Source organism: Pontibacillus sp. ABV4_188, assembly GCF_056311905.1.
This window is the reverse complement of sequence record NZ_CM149975.1, coordinates 507,481-525,657: the sequence shown is the minus strand read 5'-3', so window position 1 is coordinate 525,657 and position 18,177 is coordinate 507,481. Positions and strand designations below refer to the sequence as shown.

The 18,177-nt window shown below is 41.1% G+C and carries 13 protein-coding genes and 1 riboswitch; of the genes, 4 read left to right on the top strand and 9 right to left on the bottom strand.

The window, feature by feature from the left end; all coding sequences use genetic code 11:
• Positions 1-241: 241 nt before the first annotated feature.
• The 7 genes from ACYX4O_RS02720 to trpE are packed head-to-tail and all read right to left on the bottom strand — an operon-like array spanning position 242 to position 6,829.
• On the bottom strand, positions 242-841 hold the full coding sequence (locus ACYX4O_RS02720; protein ID WP_476354367.1) for an anthranilate synthase component II: 600 nt from the start codon (positions 839-841) through the stop codon (positions 242-244).
• Between the two features lie 43 nt (positions 842-884).
• The gene (trpA, locus tag ACYX4O_RS02715; protein ID WP_476356991.1) at positions 885-1,694 is read right to left on the bottom strand and encodes a tryptophan synthase subunit alpha; all 810 of its coding nucleotides are present in this window, start codon (positions 1,692-1,694) and stop codon (positions 885-887) included.
• Between the two features lie 13 nt (positions 1,695-1,707).
• Complete coding sequence (gene trpB, locus ACYX4O_RS02710; protein ID WP_476354366.1) at positions 1,708-2,898, bottom strand: tryptophan synthase subunit beta; 1,191 nt, start codon at positions 2,896-2,898, stop codon at positions 1,708-1,710.
• Positions 2,876-3,535, bottom strand: coding sequence for a phosphoribosylanthranilate isomerase (locus ACYX4O_RS02705; protein WP_476354364.1), 660 nt, complete (start codon positions 3,533-3,535; stop codon positions 2,876-2,878). Before ACYX4O_RS02705 ends, trpB begins: the two co-directional genes overlap by 23 nt.
• Positions 3,516-4,292 (bottom strand): indole-3-glycerol phosphate synthase TrpC, encoded by a 777-nt coding sequence (trpC, locus tag ACYX4O_RS02700; RefSeq protein ID WP_476354362.1) that lies wholly within the window; start codon positions 4,290-4,292, stop codon positions 3,516-3,518. The genes ACYX4O_RS02705 and trpC overlap by 20 nt, the downstream gene beginning before the upstream one ends.
• Positions 4,285-5,310: an anthranilate phosphoribosyltransferase gene (gene trpD, locus ACYX4O_RS02695; protein ID WP_476354360.1), complete on the bottom strand. Its 1,026-nt coding sequence runs from the start codon at positions 5,308-5,310 to the stop codon at positions 4,285-4,287. The genes trpC and trpD overlap by 8 nt, the downstream gene beginning before the upstream one ends.
• On the bottom strand, positions 5,303-6,829 hold the full coding sequence (trpE, locus tag ACYX4O_RS02690) for an anthranilate synthase component I (RefSeq protein WP_476354358.1): 1,527 nt from the start codon (positions 6,827-6,829) through the stop codon (positions 5,303-5,305). The genes trpD and trpE overlap by 8 nt, the downstream gene beginning before the upstream one ends.
• Positions 6,830-7,283: 454 nt before the next feature.
• Between trpE and ACYX4O_RS02685 the strand changes: the two genes are divergently transcribed.
• From ACYX4O_RS02685 to ACYX4O_RS02675, 3 genes are all read left to right on the top strand, one after another.
• Complete coding sequence (locus ACYX4O_RS02685) at positions 7,284-8,744, top strand: potassium/proton antiporter (protein WP_476354356.1); 1,461 nt, start codon at positions 7,284-7,286, stop codon at positions 8,742-8,744.
• Between the two features lie 487 nt (positions 8,745-9,231).
• A riboswitch (purine riboswitch) is annotated at positions 9,232-9,333 on the top strand.
• 112 nt (positions 9,334-9,445) lie between these two features.
• Complete coding sequence (locus ACYX4O_RS02680; protein ID WP_476356989.1) at positions 9,446-10,747, top strand: NCS2 family permease; 1,302 nt, start codon at positions 9,446-9,448, stop codon at positions 10,745-10,747.
• 208 nt (positions 10,748-10,955) lie between these two features.
• Complete coding sequence (locus ACYX4O_RS02675) at positions 10,956-12,161, top strand: helix-turn-helix domain-containing protein (RefSeq protein ID WP_476354354.1); 1,206 nt, start codon at positions 10,956-10,958, stop codon at positions 12,159-12,161.
• Between the two features lie 31 nt (positions 12,162-12,192).
• Here ACYX4O_RS02675 and ACYX4O_RS02670 read toward each other — a convergent pair whose 3' ends face one another.
• Positions 12,193-14,361: an ATP-dependent helicase gene (locus ACYX4O_RS02670; protein WP_476354352.1), complete on the bottom strand. Its 2,169-nt coding sequence runs from the start codon at positions 14,359-14,361 to the stop codon at positions 12,193-12,195.
• Between the two features lie 199 nt (positions 14,362-14,560).
• A complete protein-coding gene (locus ACYX4O_RS02665; protein WP_476354350.1) occupies positions 14,561-15,799 on the bottom strand; it encodes an aminopeptidase in 1,239 nt (412 codons plus the stop codon).
• Between the two features lie 414 nt (positions 15,800-16,213).
• Here ACYX4O_RS02665 and ACYX4O_RS02660 point away from each other — a divergent pair, with 414 nt between their 5' ends.
• Positions 16,214-17,842 (top strand): BCCT family transporter, encoded by a 1,629-nt coding sequence (locus ACYX4O_RS02660; protein ID WP_476354349.1) that lies wholly within the window; start codon positions 16,214-16,216, stop codon positions 17,840-17,842.
• Positions 17,843-18,177: the final 335 nt, after the last annotated feature.

The following is an 18,177-nucleotide window of genomic DNA, read 5'->3' as shown; positions in this document are numbered from 1 at the left end:
TACCCTCCTAATTATATTTGTACAATACCCGTTTCCAAGTATTATAAAACGTTTCTAGTGAGGAATCGCGCGAAATTTGTAGATTGTTATAAATATTCTAATAATTTTACGTAAAATTATTAGCTATATCCGTCGATCACTCACATACTCAAGCTTATCCTGCGGCCGAACTCTCCTTAAGACAATAAAAATAGTCCAGCTCAAAGAGGAGGTCTCCCCTTAAACTGAACTATTTCTGTAACTACTGGACTGTTTCTCTTTTCGTGATCCCAATCTCGTAATAATCTAGGAAATTACGTAGTAACTTCTTCCCATGCTCCGTTAAGATCGATTCAGGGTGAAACTGAACGCCTTCTACTGCAAAATCCAAGTGACGCACTCCCATTAAGTCACCTTCTGGGGTACGCGCGGTAACTTCGAGACTTGGAGGCAACGTCACTTCACTTCCAATTAGTGAATGATAACGCGCCACAGTAAATGGAAGAGGAATTTGATTATACATGCTACGTCCATCATGTATAACGAGCGAGGTCTTGCCATGGAACAACTCTTTGGCTCGACCAATTTCCCCACCGAATGCTTGAATAATCGTTTGATGACCAAGGCAAACGCCTAAGATCGGGATAACTCCTGCAAATTGTCGAACGACGTCTAAACAAATTCCGGCTTCATTTGGACTACAAGGGCCAGGAGATAAAATGATGGCTTCAGGCGCCATAGCTCTAATCTCCTCAATAGTCACCTCGTCATTCCTTCTTACCGTAATATCTCCATAAATCTCACCTACATATTGAACTAAGTTATATGTGAAAGAATCATAGTTATCGATCATTAAGATCATAGTTACTCTCCTATTCTCTGCTATTCTCGGCTCTAAAGTAATATTAGTTCCCTTTAACTAACTGCTCCACTTCGCTCTGTAACTCTTGCAACGCTTTAGCCCTAGTCGTTTCATTTGATAGAGCGTCTCGATGAGCGTCGATTAATTTGATGATTTTACTTCCAATAATGACACCGTCACTATGTCCCTGGACTAGCTTGACTTGTTCGTAGCTCGAGATTCCAAATCCAACCGCTACAGGCACTTGGCTATAGTGCTTCACCTTCTCTAAGAAAGAAGCAATATCAGGATTCATATCCTTTCGTTCACCCGTTACACCCAAGGAGGATACACAGTAAAGAAACCCTTTTGCTTGCTCTGCGATGCGCTTAATGCGCTCTTCTGAATTTGGGGCAACAAGGGATATGAGTTCTAACCCGAACTGTTCTGTAAATTCTCGAATTTCTTCACTTTCTTCTAGAGGAATATCCGGAATAAGTAATCCATCCACGTCATTTTCTTCCATCGCCTTCGCAAAAGCTTCAAGACCATAACGTAAAACAGGGTTATAGTACGTAAATAGTACAATTGGAATCGTAACCCCGCGCTCCCTCATCTTTGGAACTAGCTTCATTGCTTCTGTCAGGTTCATTCCTTGCGATAGAGCACGACCTGCTGCTTCTTGAATCGTTGGACCATCAGCTAAAGGGTCTGAATAAGGAACTCCTAGTTCTAATACATCCGCTCCGCTTTGCTGCATCGTGTATGCAATCTCAACAGTCGCTTCAGGAGTTGGATCACCACTCATGATAAACGGTATAAATAAATCTTTTTCGCGCTTCAATCTCTTCTGAAAACGTGTTTGTTCAACCATTTGCGTCATCGTGTTACCCCTCCTGAAATTGTTCCATAATTGTATTCATATCTTTGTCTCCTCGACCAGATACGTTAATTACAACGGTTTCGCTTGGATCCATTTGTTTTGCTTCTTTAACAGCCTGAGCAATGGCATGAGCACTCTCAATAGCTGGTATGATTCCCTCTGACTGAGAGAGGGTCTTTACGGCTTCTAATGCTTCTGCATCTGTAATAGACTCGTATCGAACGCGTCCGGAACTGTGCAAGTAAGCATGTTCTGGTCCAATACCTGGATAGTCAAGTCCAGCGGAGATGGAATACGGCTCTACGATTTGGCCGTGATCATCTTGAATTAGATACGTCATAGAACCGTGAATAATTCCTTGTGTTCCATTAAGAAGAGTTGCTGCATGATCAGGAGTATCAATTCCTTTACCAGCCGCTTCAATTCCAACAAGCTCTACATCATCCTCTAAGAATGGATAGAACATGCCAATTGCGTTACTCCCTCCACCTACACATGCGTAAATTCGATCAGGTAGCTTTCCTTCTTTTTCTTTGAACTGGCGCTTTGTTTCGTCACCAATGACACGTTGGAAATCGCGAACCATCTTCGGATAAGGGTGCGGGCCTACAACAGATCCAATTAGATAATAGTGATCATCGCAATGGGCGACCCAATAACGAATCGCTTCGTTGGTAGCATCTTTTAACGTCTTGTCACCAGAAGAAACAGAAATGACTTCAGCTCCTAACAACTGCATACGGAATACGTTTAGCTGCTGGCGTTCAATATCTTTCTCTCCCATGAACACCTTACATTCTAATCCAAGCTTGGCAGCTACGGTGGCAGATGCAACACCATGCTGACCGGCACCTGTTTCGGCTATAATCTTTTTCTTTCCCATCCTTTTAGCAAGAAGTGCCTGACCAATCGCATTATTCAGCTTATGAGCTCCTGTATGATTTAGGTCTTCACGCTTTAAGTAGATTTGTGCTCCACCTAATGTATCAGTGAGTTGGTCGGCATAAGTAAGGGCCGTCGGACGACCACTATAATGCTCTAGTTCATTACGGTATTCTTCCTGAAAGCTCTCATCTTTCATAGCTTCTTCAAGTGCATCTTCAATTTCTTTTAACGGAGCCATTAAGGTTTCCGGTACAAATTGACCTCCATAATCACCATAGCGACCTCTGTTATCCGGATATACGACTGACATGATGGATCCCCCTTACAAAATTACTCATCTTATTTATATCTTTAGCTTCATCTGATTCAATACCTGAGGAAACGTCAATACCTGCAGGCTTTAACTTTACTAATTCACTCACGTTCTCATCTGTTACGCCCCCAGCTATAAAGCAAGGTACGCCTTGTCTTTTCCCCTCTTCTATATAGAAAGGAGCCTGACCCCAGTCGAAACGAACACCTGAACCGCCCCAGTGTCCTTTCACTTTAGAGTCAACCACATATCCGTCAACTACACCTTGGAATAAGCCCATTCTTTCAAGGGCGTCTTCAGAGTGATGGATTGCCTTCCAAACTGGTTTCTTAAATCTCTCTTTTATCGCAAGGACTTCAGATAACGTCTCCGTTCCATGCAGCTGTATAATATCTAGATGAGTCAGGTGCAGAGCTTCTTCAATATCAGCGAGAGATGGATTAACGAATACACCTACTATTTGCTGATTCTCGCCTAAAGGCGCTCGCTCTAACCAATCTGAAACTTGTTCTGGGAGAACTTGGCGTTTACTTTCAGCGAAGATCACACCTACGTAAGGAACACCTGACTGGATGGAATTCTTTAGGTCTTCAAAGCTTCGATTTCCACAAAATTTAAGAGCGGTTTGACTCATGATGTACACGTCCTAACATATTGTGAATTTGTTTTGTCGCATTGTTCTCACGCATGAGAGCCTCTCCGACAAGAATTGCTTTGGCTCCTGCCTGCTTCACTCGCTTCACGTCTTCATAAGAAAACAATCCGCTCTCACTGACCACAAGGCTGCCTTCAGGAATTAAGCTTGCAATCTCCTCTGTTTGCTCAAGAGTCGTTTTGAAAGTCGTTAAATCTCGGTTATTCACACCTATAATCTTTGGTTGAAAAACTTCAAGAATCCTCTCGAGCGTTTCCGCTGCATGAACTTCCACTAAAACATCCAGACCTAACTCTGTAGCTTTTTGATAAAGTTCGTAGAGCTTACGAGGTTCTAATACCTCTCCTATAAGAAGGATGGCATCTGCCCCAATCCTCGCACTTTCTTCAACCTGAAGCTCATCGATTATGAAGTCTTTTCGTAAGACAGGGACCGTAACATGTTGCTTAACCGCCGTTAAGTCTTCGCGCTTCCCTTGGAAATAAGTCTGATCGGTAAGAACAGATATCGCACTTGCCCCTGCTTCATTGTAAACTCCCGCAATTTCTACAGGACGGAAGTCTTCACGGATTACACCTTTAGAAGGAGAAGCTTTTTTCACTTCAGCAATGAGCGAAACAGCATCCGTGCCTGTATTTAATGCTTCGTAGAAAGACCGTGTTTCCACTTGTGCTTGTTCAGGTAGTGTTAGGGTACGAACTTCTTCTTTTTTTGTTTCAATGATTCGATCAAGCATAGCGTGCTCCCTCCATTGTGTGTCGCAACGATTGATAATAATGATGAACCGTTTTGTTCCCTAATGCTTTCTGAACTTCTTGTACCCCTTCTTCAATAGAAGAAACTCTTCCTCCTACATAAAGGCCAGCACCAGCATTCAGGGCAACAATATCTCTTGCGCTCTCATTTGCACTTCCTTCAAATATAGCCTGAATGAGTTTAGCACTCTCTAGCGAATTGTTAACCTGGATATCTCTTAAACGCCCACGTTTCAGGCCACATTGCTCAGGCTTAACGGTTGTTCTCGTCACAACGCCCTCTTTTAACTCCACCACGTTCGTTTCATCTATAATCGACAATTCATCTAATCCGTCTTTGCCAGTTACAAGCAGGACATGCTCGGAGCCAAGTTCGTGTAAAGTATGTGCCAACTTCTCTCCAAGTGACGTATCATAGATCCCAATTACTTGATGTCTTGCATTAGCAGGGTTAGATAATGGGCCTAGTACATTGAAAGCTGTACGAAACCCTAGTTCTCGCCTTGCTGTTACAGCGTGCTTCATTGCTTGGTGATAATTTGGCGCGAATAAAAACGTCATCCCTGTAGTCTCTAGCATTTCAGCCGCTTGTTCGGCTGTCGTATCAACCGGAACTCCAAGATACTCTAAAACATCAGCACTTCCACTCGCAGATGATACTTTCCGGTTTCCGTGCTTTGCAACCTTCACATCCATTGAGGCTAATACAATTGCAACAGCTGTTGAGATATTAAATGTGGACAATCCATCTCCACCGGTTCCACATGTATCCACCACTACCTCTTCTGAATGTTGAATCGTTCTCATGTGCTTCCGCATTCCTTTAGTAAATCCAAGAAGTTCATCGACTGTTTCGCCACGAAAACGCAAGATTGATAGAAAACTAGCCAGCTGTTCTGTACCAATTTCCCCTTGCATGATAAGATCCATAATCTGAAAAGCTTCTTGTTCTGTTAAAGTCTCTTCATTTAACAATCGGTTAAGGGTTGCTTTAAGCATAGTTCGTCTCCTCCTCGTGAGATTTCGTTCCAAACAGTTCCTCTGCTTGATCAATGGTCTGCAACAGCGCACTTGCTTTATTCACGGTTTCCTGCCATTCTTTCTCAGGGTCGGAATCAGCTACAACACCTGCGCCAGCTTGAACGTGAGCCATTTGATCTTTAAGTAGAATGGTCCTGATTGCAATACACGAGTCGAGGTTTCCATCAAAACCAAAGTAAACGACGCCTCCGCCATATACGTTGCGAGCAGTCGGCTCTAGTTCTTGCAAGATTTCCATAGCTCTGATTTTAGGAGCGCCCGATAATGTTCCTGCCGGGAATGCAGACTGAAATGCTTCAATCGGATGAGTCCCAGGACTAAGGTCGCCGGTAACTTTACTGATCATATGCATTACCCTTGAGAACTTCATGATTTCAGAAAGCACTGGAGTTCTGACTGTTCCAAAAGAAGCCACTCGGCCTACATCATTTCTCGCTAAGTCCACTAACATGTAGTGTTCTGATTTCTCTTTCTCATCTTGCAGAAGATCCTCTGCCAAGGTATGATCTTCTTCTTCCGTTTCCCCACGCTTTCTAGTGCCAGCTATGGGATGGATTTCGATTTCATCATCAGCAACCTGGATTAAACGTTCTGGGGAACTACCGATCAATTCATAATCCTGATAGTTAATATAAAACATATAAGGTGATGGGTTCACGTGTCGTAATACTCGATACAACTGAAGTCCATCAACGCTCACTTTCCTTGAAAATCGTTGGGATAATACAGATTGAAATATGTCTCCTGCGCGAATGTATTCCTTAATCTTCTCTACATCTTCTTTATATTTGCTCTTCTCATAGTTCGTCTCGACACCCTCGAGACTATTGGTTTTGCTCTGGTTATGAAAAGCTAAAAATGGCTGCGCCTCTTGAGTTGAAGAAAGCTTAGACAAAAGCTCATTCACCTTATTTACAGCCTGGTCGTACTTTTGACGAAGTGTATCTTCATCATCTTCTTCCTCGTTTCGAACAAATCGAACAAGGGTTAGCTCATTTGACTTGTGGTCGTAAGCTAACAATGTTCGACAAAACAGAAAGTGGTAATGAGGCATATTCAAATCGTCATACCGAGGAGCTGGTATCTTCTCCATATCAGAAATGGCATCATAAGAAACAAATCCGACTCCTCCGCCGTGAAATGGCAATGGGACATCTGGAAGCTTCACTTGTAGTCGATCAAAAATCTGATCAAAGCCATCTTGAAGGGACTCTGCCTCTGTTGTTTCTTGCCGGTCTTCATCATAAAACGAAATTCGACCATTCGTTTCTGACATCGTAATAAATGGGTGTAATCCAATAAAGGAATATCGAGACCAAGAGGAGGTATGGTCTCCGCTTTCTAATAAATAGACCGCTTCTTCGCGCAAGCGTTCATACATTTGAATGGGGGTTACCGTATCACTATAGCACTGATACGTAACGGGAACCGTCTTATGGGTAGACGACTCCTGTAAAAATTGAAGTATATCTTTCATCGATCTCACCTCTCCATAATAAGTCATGGAGAATGAGTGGGCTTGAGGATAAATATATGGGGAACCATCTTCATTTGATGGACCTATGCTCTACTCATCTCAACTAAAAACTCCTCAACTCACCTATCTCATTCTCAACTCACCTAAACTAATCTCTTCTATTTAACATCATACTAATCTAATCTACTCTGCATACATCTAATTGCCTAATTTTCTCTAATCTAAACTCTTCTAAAACTTGTAAACAAGTTTAATACATGCCTTACTTCATGTCAATCAGACAGCTGTCCAACAATTATTCGAAAGCTTTGATTGGAGTTTGGATTTTGTTTTTTATATAATTAAATAAAGAAGTAAATGGGGCAAGCTAGAAATACTCAAGCTTGATTTTCATTTAAAGTGTTAGTTATAAAGGACGGGATTCAGAATCGAAGAACTATTTCAATCTAATCAAATGATACTTCTAATAGCGATCTTATTAATCACGAGTGTTTTAGTTACAAAATTCTCCACCCGACTAGGTGTGCCGTCTCTTGTCTTATTTATCGGCGTTGGCATGCTTGTTGGTAGTGATGGGCTTGGCTTTATATACTTTGATAATGCCGGCCTTGCCCAGACTGTAGGGACATTTGCTCTTATTGTGATTTTGTTCGAAGGTGGACTGGAAACAAAATGGGGAACTATAAAAAAGGTTGCAACACCTGCCTTGATTTTGGCTACTATTGGTGTACTGATTACTGCTGCACTTGTCGGCATAGCTTCTAAGTTCATTTTTGACATCTCATGGCTAGAAGCCCTCTTATTCGGTTCCATTGTAGGCTCCACAGATGCCGCTGCGGTCTTCGCAGTATTAAGGGGAAAAAATGTAAAAGGGAAAATTGAGGCAACACTTGAAGCTGAGTCCGGATCAAACGATCCCATGGCCGTTTTCCTAACTGTTTCATTTATTGAGTTAATCAAACAACCAGAAGCCAATTATTTTATCATTGCCGGCTCTTTCTTCTGGCAAATGGGAATGGGATTAATTATCGGGATCGTCATCGGTAAGCTTGGAAGTATGGCAATCAATAAGATTAATTTAGACTCTGGTGGTCTCTATCCCTTATTTGCTCTTTCCTTCGCCTTGCTTACATATAGCGTAAGTTCATTAGCTCAAGCAAGCGGTTTACTAGCTGTATACGCAGCAGCGCTTGTCATCGGAAATTCAGAATTAACCTATCGCCACTCTATTTTACGTTTTAATGAAGGATTTACTTGGATGATGCAAATTACCATGTTTGTCATTCTAGGACTGCTTGTTTTCCCATCCGAATTATTTACAACAGATGTAATAGGAAAAGGTTTGCTTCTATCCGTCATCCTCATTTTCATTGCTCGTCCAATTGCGGTGTTTTTATCTCTTGGGACGTTTTCTTTCTCTATTAAAGAAAAGTTCTTCTTATCTTGGGCAGGACTTAGGGGAGCTGTACCAATCGTCTTAGCCACTTTCCCACTACTGGCAGACCTTGACGACAGTCAGTTGATCTTTAATGTAGTATTCTTTATTGTGCTCACTTCAACCCTTCTCCAAGGGTCTACAATCACACCACTAGCAAAGAAACTCAACCTTGCAGGTGAAGCACGTAACAATCCGGTCCACTCCCTTGAACTCATCTCGATCGGAAAGGCTAAGGTAGAACTTGTAGAATATGAAGTAACACCTACAACGTCAATCAATGGACAGAACCTTGAATCCATTGAATTCCCAGAAGGAACGCTCATTAACGCCATTATACGAGACGGAGACATTGTTACACCATATGGGCAAACCGTCATTCAAGAAGGTGACGTTTTATATATCCTTGTCTCCAAAAAGAACAAATCAGAATTACAAAAACTACTCCAAGCCGAAACGCTTCAAGCTCATATTGAATAGAACGTACTCAGTAGCACTGCGATCCCCATTTAAATCGCAGTGCTTTTTTATTTAACTATTGGCCTTTGTTAATGTTGTTATCACTTCTACATATGCCCCTTTTATACGGTTTTAGGGAATCTTTCCTCTTACTTTAATGAAGTGTAGTATGTGTACCGCAATGCTCAAGTAGTTGGGCCTTTAGCCAAAATATAGCCAGGGGTGTCCGGGGAACGAGGAGACTCCTGCGGGAGCAAGAGATCGGCGAGATCCCGCAGGGTGGTTTTCCCGAGGAAGCTCGACAGCTCGCCCGCGGAAAGCGAGTCGTTCCCCGGACACCCCTAGCTCTAAAAACATAAAGGCCCTACCCCCTAACCGAACAAATGACAAAAAATAACACCACTAAACACTTAATTTTTCGAAAATGATAATAGTATTGACGCTACTACCCTATACTGCTAAAGTTGCTTAAGTGACGATATCGTCATCAATGAATTAATACTATACACTACACTTCACTTCATTTCCTTGTATAAGTTCGAGAATAGGGCTCGAACGTATCTACTAAGCTACCGTAAATAGCTAGGCTACAAGGGATTTCGTTTATCTATTATTCCAATTATCGAATAGTGATACACGATCCCTTTGTAGATCTCAAGCTTCGGTAGATACCTAACCGGAGCTTTTTTTAATGCATAAAGGGAGGATCAACTATGAACCGCATACAAGAGTTCTTTCAATTTAAAGAACGCGACACAAACTTCAAGCAAGAAACAATAGCTGGTATGACAACGTTTTTGGCTCTGGCTTACATCCTCATCGTAAACCCGGCAATCTTAAGTCAAGCAGGTATGGATAAAGGTGCTGTCTTTACCGCTACGGCTTTAACGATTATATTTGGTACACTTATGATAGGTTTAATTGCCAACTACCCAATCGGAATCGCGCCAAGTATGGGCTTAAACTCATTCTTCACATTTGCTGTTGTGAATACAATGGGTATTCCATGGGAAACAGCGATCACTGGTGTATTTATCGCAGCGATCCTGTTTACAATCCTAAGTTTATTAAAGATCCGCGAAAAGATTATTAATGCGATTCCTCAAAATTTAAAACACGCTGTTTCAGCTGGTATTGGCTTTTTCATTGCTTTCATTGGTTTAAAAAACTCGAGTTTGATTGTGAGTAATCCGGAAACGATTGTAGCATTTGGTGACTTAACTGACGCAAGCACGCTGTTAGCTGTATTTGGATTTATTATAACGATTATAATGCTTTCTTACGGATGGAAAGGCGCCATCTTTTATGGAATTCTCATTACAACAGTCGTCGGATTGCTAACAGGGATGATCGCAAAGCCAGACGCCATTGTAGGTGGGATACCAAGTTTAGAACCAACTCTTGGTGTAGCGCTGCAACCTGAAAATTTAGCTAATGCAGTCTCTCCTACTGTTTTACCTGTTATCTTTACGTTCTTATTTGTAGCCTTCTTTGACACTGCAGGCACACTGATTGCCATTGCTTCTCAGGCTGGATTAATGAAGGATAATAAAGTACCAAATGCAGGACGTGCTTTACTTTCAGATAGTACAGCGTCAATGGTAGGTGCTGCACTAGGGACTTCAACTACTGCTTCAATGGTAGAATCCTCTGCAGGAATTGGAGCAGGAGGACGTACTGGGTTCACAGCTGTCATTATGAGCCTGTGTTTCGCAATTGCGATTTTCTTTGAGCCAGTTCTATCTATCGTCCCGATTACTCTGACTGCCCCAGCACTTATTATCGTTGGTGCGATGATGGCATCCGAGGCAAAAGCGATTGATTGGACTCGAATCGAAATTGCCATCCCGTCCTTCATTACCATTCTCATGATGCCTTTAACGAGTAGTGTAGCAACTGGGATTGCTCTTGGATTTATTCTATACCCAATTACAATGATCGCATCAAAACAACACAAGGACATGCACCCGATGATGTACGTTCTGTTTGTTCTATTTATTCCTTATTTGATCTATAGCGCGTAAGAAAAACCCATCTAACTTTCCCCCTGTAATCCTTGATTTCAGGGGGCTTTTATTGACTGGTTACCTCTCTCATTAAAACTTCGAACACATGCCACGCCCCCACATCCCTTATACAAACTTTCTGCATACGCAAAACACATATATGTTATACATCTTATTGTTTTAGTGCTATTATATGTAAACGAATAGACTAAAAGGAGATTATAGTATGGAGATCAAAACCGATTACTCTCTGCGCGCTCTGTTCACCTTTTATTATTCGACTAGAGCACCTATCTATTTTTTTGAGTACGGTACACAGAATAAGATTTCTATGGGTGAAATCACATGTCCCTTAGAGCTTTTACAGAAAAAAGAAAGAGAACTGATTCAACATCAAATGAAACAAAAAGGACGAATTCACCACGTAACAGACCCTTTTCATCGCCACTTTTTAGCCATAAACACCGAATCTTTTCCCTCGCTCCCTGCTGGTTATATTTGTATCGGTCCATTCCTTTACAATGAATTAAACAACCAAGACATTCAAGAAGCTTTTCAAAGGCAAAGGGAATCCATTTATGTATCGAGGAAGGTTCTGACTTACTATGCTGAACTCCCCGTGGTCCACTCACAGCAAGTTCTTTATTACGGACAGATTTTACTAGCATTACTTGCGAATGACTGGGAGAAACCTATCATTGATCAAACGTTTGATCAATTCACGTACATACCTAAGAAAGCTGAGCCTTCTCAAGAAGATACTCAGTTCTTATCACAAGCCTTTCAACTCGAGCAAAAGTTCTTGGATAAGTTACATCAAGGAGACCCCTCTGCAATTGATGAACTTAGTCACGTCAAGTACTACCCTACCCCGACGTATGGAAAGGACAATATGGTTCGGTCTTATAAGAATAGATTAATTTCCACAGTCACATTAGTAGCCCGAACAGCCATTAGCGCAGGGGTGGAGGAAGCCGATTCCTTATCAACTTCTTACTACTATATACATGAAATTGAGCAAAAAGATAAAATTGAAGACCTTATACATATCGAGAAAGTGATGGTCCATGATTATCTATCTAAAATCCAACAACAAAAACATCAGGGCCATTCACCACTCATGCAAGCCTGCCTTTTGAGCATACAAGCTAACCTCCATAAACCAATTACGATTGAAAGAATCGCAAAGGAGTTAGGCGTCCGATCAGAGCACCTTTCTAACCTCTTTAAAAGAGAAATAGGTCTCACACTTCAACAATACATTCATAGACAAAAAATAAAAGAAGTTAAGAAGGCATTATTAAGACAGAATGACTCGATCCTAACTGTAGCTGAAAAGTTCGGATACAAGAGCGCCTCTCATTTTTCACGGATATTTAAGAGGTACGAAGGTCTATCACCAAGCAACTATCGAAAACAAAATGGTATATAAAAACGAGGCTGTCACATGGCAGCCTCGTTTTTTATACATTCGACTTTTCTAAACGCTTAAAGTTCCAACTAATAGGCCGAGTCACTTCCATCTCTTCAAAATAGATCTTATACATCCTTTTACGATCATCCACCTCTTCAACTGTCCCTGTTCCGAAAACAGGATGAATCACCCGATCTCCCCGCTCAAAAGAAGCATCAGATGTTGGTGTAGCCTCCAATTGATTGTTCATCCGAATGATTTCCTTCGCCTCTTGTTCAAACTCAGGTTCGATTATACCGAGTCTGTCGTATAATGATTCTTCAAGTTCAAATAAGAATCGAGAAGGATACTTCTTCTCCCCTCGCCCACTTGTTCCCTCAGATTCTGTCACATATAGTTCACGTTCCGCCCTTGTCATAGCTACATAAGCAAGACGACGTTCTTCTTCAAGGGCGTACTCTTTTCTTTCCCTCAATGATCGCTCATTAGGTAAAACTCTTTCATTAAATCCGACTAAAAAAACATATGGATATTCTAACCCTTTGGAGGTGTGGATCGTCATCAGCTTCACCGCCTCACGTTGGTCCTCTCTATCATTTTCCGTATAAAGCGTGAGCATTTGTAAATAATACTCAAGCGAAATCTCTTCTCCCATTGCTTCTTCATACTGTACAACCGAATGCTTCAGTTCCATCAGGTTATCTAACCTCTCATGATCTCCATCCTCACGAATAAAGGCTTCATACCCTGTGCCTTGTAATACGTCTTGAAGTAAATCTGCAACAGAGAGTTCAGTACGCTTTACCTTCATGGATTCTATCACTTCAATAAATTCTTTCGCTTTCGTACGGTTGAAGATAGGATAATCTATATAATCGACCAGCGTTTGGTAGAGTGATTTACCTTCTTCTTCAGACCGTTCTCTTAAAAAGGTAATCCGCTTCTTCCCCATTTGTCTTCTCGGTGTATTTATAATCCTCATAAATGATAAATCATCTTCAAAAGCTAAAAGCTTTAAGTGAGCAAGTGCGTCCTTAATTTCTTTTCGTTCAAAGAACTTAAACCCTCCAAAGATGCTATACTCCAGATTCTCGTGGATGAGCGCTTGTTCCACAAAGCGCGATAAGTAATTCGCACGGTATAAAATTGCCACATCATTTAATGAGGCTCCCTGCTCTTTTTGCAAGGTTTGAATACGTGAAGCAATCCATTTGGCTTCCTCTTGCTCTGTCTTAGCGTGATAGTGAATCACATTAACGCCCTTAGGATTACGTGTGAACATATCTTTATCTAATCGTAATTTATTTTGCTTTATAAGTGCATTACTGATATCTAATATTTGAGGAGTGGAGCGGTAATTCTCATTTAAAAGGACCGTTTGGCAATCAGGAAACCACTGATCAAAATTCACCATAAATTTCGGATCAGCGCCTCTCCATTCATAAATCGTTTGGTCCGGATCACCCACAACAAACACATTCCCATGACCTTTACTAAGGATCCGGATGAGTTCAAATTGCTTCGGACTGCTGTCTTGGAACTCATCAACTTGAATATAATACAGTCTTTCTTGCCATTTCTCCAATACGTCTTTATATTCTCCAAAGAGCACTAATGTAAAGTTTAGAAGATCATCAAAATCAAGCCCATATACTCGTCGTTGTTTTTTTAAATAGGCTACTATAATTTTTCGATCTAACTCGTCTACTTGCTCAGGATCGATGGTTTTCTCTCTCGAAGTAAGATCATACACATACCCCGTATCTGCTTTCAATTCACCGATTTTCTTTAAGATTCGGGCAAACTTGTGATCATTCACCTTCAACCCAAATTCCTCATAGATTTCTCTTAAAATTGACTTTTGATCTTCTGTATCTAAAATGAGAAATTGCTTCGGATAGAAAAGATGATGAATGTCTTCTCGCAAGATTCTGACACAAAAACCGTGATAAGTATTGATATATCCCGTATCTCTTTCTCCACCAACGAGTTTCTTAACCCTTCGCCTCATTTCCTGAGCTGCTTTATTCGTAAAGGTGACACACAGTAGATTAGAAGGCTCAAGCCCCAATTCACTTACTAAATACGCATAGCGGTTTGTTAAGGTGCGCGTTTTACCAGAACCAGCACCAGCAATAACCCGAACCGCTCCTTCAGTCGAAGTGACCGCCATTTTTTGCTGTTCATTTAAACCATTAAATATTCCATCAGTCTCCATTTACCTTACCCCCGCACAGAACGTTTGTTTGTACACCATTATACCAAACAAACCACCTCTTTAACCATGCACAGCACTGAAGGGTGCCAGTCCCTCTTTACTGAAGTAAAGAGGGACTGGCACCCTTCAGTTCTTTATAATGGTAGAGAATTGTGAACATCAAAAAAGAGAGCTCAAAAAGAGCTCTCTTTATAGGTTTTTATGAAAAATCAAATGCCCAGTTCCCATTACGGAAAACAGGTTCCGTCTCACCAGATGGTGTAATACCATCGATATCCAGTTCTCCTGATCCCATCATAAAGTCGACGTGGAAGATACTGTTGTTCACACCATTTTCATCAAGCTGATCATCATCCATCTTCTCTCCACCCTCGATGCTGCTAGGATAAGCTTTTCCTAAAGCGAGGTGACAAGACGCGTTTTCATCATAAAGCGTGTTATAGAAGATCACACCACTTTGAGAAATCGGGGACTGATGAGGAACAATGGCAAGCTCTCCTAAACGACGTGCCCCTTCATCCATGTTTACCAGTTGTTCTAATGTTTCATACCCTGTTTCTGCTTTGAAATCTACGACTTTACCTTCTTTAAATGTTAATGAGAAATTCTCAATCAAGTTCCCTCCATAACTAAGAGGTTTTGTACTAGATACAGTACCGTTTACACCGTACTTATGAGGTAATGTAAAGACTTCTTCAGTAGGCATGTTTGCATTAAAGGAGGTACCTTGCTCTGACTTAGATGCCCCACCTTTCCAAACATGGCCATCCGGTAGTTCCACTTCAAGATCTGTACCAGGAGATTTATAGATCAATTTCTTAAATTGCTTTTTATTAAGGTAATCGCGAGCCTTACCTAAGGCTTCATTATGCTCATCCCATGCTTTCAATGGATCTTCTTGGTCTACTCGTGTAATCGTAAAGATTTGTTCCCAAAGCTTCGATACCGCTTCTTCTTCCGATACATTAGGAAAGACCTTCTTAGCCCATTCTGGATTCGGAATCGCTACGATCGACCACGTAATCTTATCGTTCATTGTGTACTTTCTAAAGTTCTTCATCGCTTCTCCACTCGCTTTACTAGCAGCCGCAATTCGAGAAGAATCAATCCCATTTAAATTATCAGGATCGGTTGAACGAATGGATAATACAGCAGCACCATTTTCAGCAAAATAGTCATATTGATCTACTTTCCACTGTGGCACTGATTCTAATACATCTTGTGAAGCATGCTCGAAATAAAGACGTTGCATAACGTCATCGGCCCAGTTAATATGAACATCTTTAGCACCAGCTTCATAGGCTTTTCTAGCTACAATTCGCGCAAACTCAGCACCATCAATAGGAGCATTCAACATAAGAATTTGATCTTTCTGTAAGTTGACCCCTTTATGTATAGCTAACTCTGCGTATTTTTCTAACTGCTGTGTTGTAGGCATATAAGCCCTCCTTTTAAGTGTTTTGAATACTTCGACTTCTATTTAGCATAACAAATCCGGACCGTTTTTGTAACAATAGCCGCTTCTTTATTCCTTTATGACTCCTTTCAAGAAGCCTTCCTCTAAATCGAATGTAAATTAACACATAAAACTATTACTAATAAGCATTCTCAAACTCGTTAATTATTTTTTATAACTAAACAACATTCCCTAAATACTTCGATGTAAATCGAGGTTTTTTATATTTTTTTGACAAAATTTCAACGTCTCTTCATCCCAGTACCACCAGTAATTTTGTCCAGTTTGATCACCTCGTTCTTTTCAATTAATACAAATAGATTGTACAATTTGTTCTGTACAAAAAGTTGGTAGTCTATTATGATTAAACATGTACTTTAAAGAAAGGACGATTAGATGAATAAAAAAATAATGGATTGGCCCACTTTTATCGGGGCATTATTCCTATTACTTGCAGTAACAATCCCACTCATTTTATTTCCTCAAGAAGGTCAAGTTGTCGTTGACAAACTCAAAGCTTTTATAACCACAAACTTTGGGGTCGTCTTTATGACGGTCGGTCTTGGCATATTCTTATTCCTCCTCTATGTCGCGTTTAGTAAAAACGGTCAAGTTAAACTAGGAGACAAAGGCGAAAAACCTGAATTCAAATCATTCTCCTGGGCAGCCATGTTATTCTGTGCCGGAATCGGTTCTAGTATTTTATACTGGGGTACGATCGAATGGGCTTATTATTATCAAGCTCCACCATTCGCAGTTGAAGGCGGAACGACAGAAGCAATACAATGGGCCAGCGTATACGGTATTTTCCACTGGGGACCAATCGCCTGGGCTATATACACATTACCAGCACTACCGATAGCTTATTTCTATTACGTTCGTAAAAAGCCCGTATTAAAGATTAGTGAAGCATGTCGACCTGTCATAGGTAAACGAGCAGACGGCCTGCTTGGTACGATCATTGACGTTCTATTCATGTTCGGTTTAATGGGAGGCGCTGGTACAACACTCGCGCTTGGAACACCTATGATTGCCGAAGGAATTTCAAGTCTTACAGGCATTGAAGTTACACTTGGTCTTAAAACGGGTATACTACTTGTTTGTACCGTTATCTTTGCCTTTAGTGCTTACTCAGGTTTGAAAAAAGGAATCAAAGTTCTTAGTGATGTAAACTTATGGTTATCACTTTTTCTACTTGCTTTTGTATTTATTTTCGGACCGACGAAGTTTATCTCTGAAACGACGTTTAATAGTATTGGTTTATTAGCCGATAATTTCTTCCACATGGCTACATGGACAGAATCATTTGCTGGTATTAATTCAATCGCTGAAACAAACTTCCCAGAATCATGGACAGTCTTCTACTGGGCTTGGTGGCTTGTATACGCCCCATTCGTTGGACTCTTCATCGCAAGAATCTCAAGAGGTCGTACCATCAAGCAGATGGTTCTTGGAACAATGCTTTACGGTACACTCGGAAGCGTTCTTTTCTTCGGAGTGATCGGAAACTACGGCATGTATATGCAACTTACAGGACAATTTGATGTAATTAACGTCTTAAATACACAAGGAGCACCGGCTGCAATTATTAGTGTGATCGCACAATTGCCGATGGCTCCAATAATGATTACAACCTTTACTGTTCTAGCGATCATCTTCCTTGCAACAACATTTGACTCCAGTTCCTACATACTGGCATCCGTTGTACAGAATTACGTTGAGGAAGAACCATTACGTTGGAATCGCCTATTCTGGGCCTTTGCCCTTTGCCTACTACCACTTACCCTAATGATTTTAGGTGGCTTAGGTACATTACAAACAGCTAGTATCGTCGGAGGAACACCATTATTATTCATTATGATTATGCTAGCCTGGTCATTTATGAAAGCTTCAAACGAAGATATCGTTGCTTCAGATGACTACCAACCAAAAACAATTAATCTAGATTCTAAACAAATCAAACGACGCTTAAAGCGCAAGAAACGCCTTCAAAAAGAAGAAGAAGAAGACTCTCAAGTAAGTTAACCCCCTATTTATATAGAAAGAAAAGGTGCTCCTTCACCAAGGAGCACCTTTTTTATGTAAACTGTATTAAACAATACTATAGAAGATAAGTTTGTTGAAAACTCGAAGCTGAGAGAATGTTTCCGTTCACGTTAGTTTAGTCTAAGGTGGGCCTGGAAACTACCCCCTTTCCTGTGGGGAGCTGGTGAGCCTCCTCAGCCGACACGCCGGCTTCCGGGGTCTCACCGAGGCTCTTCTACCCACGGGAGTCTCGCAGTTTCCAGGCCCACCTATGCCATATAAGAATGAACGAAAACATGCCATATAGGGTGACATCAGATCTACTGATGCGAACT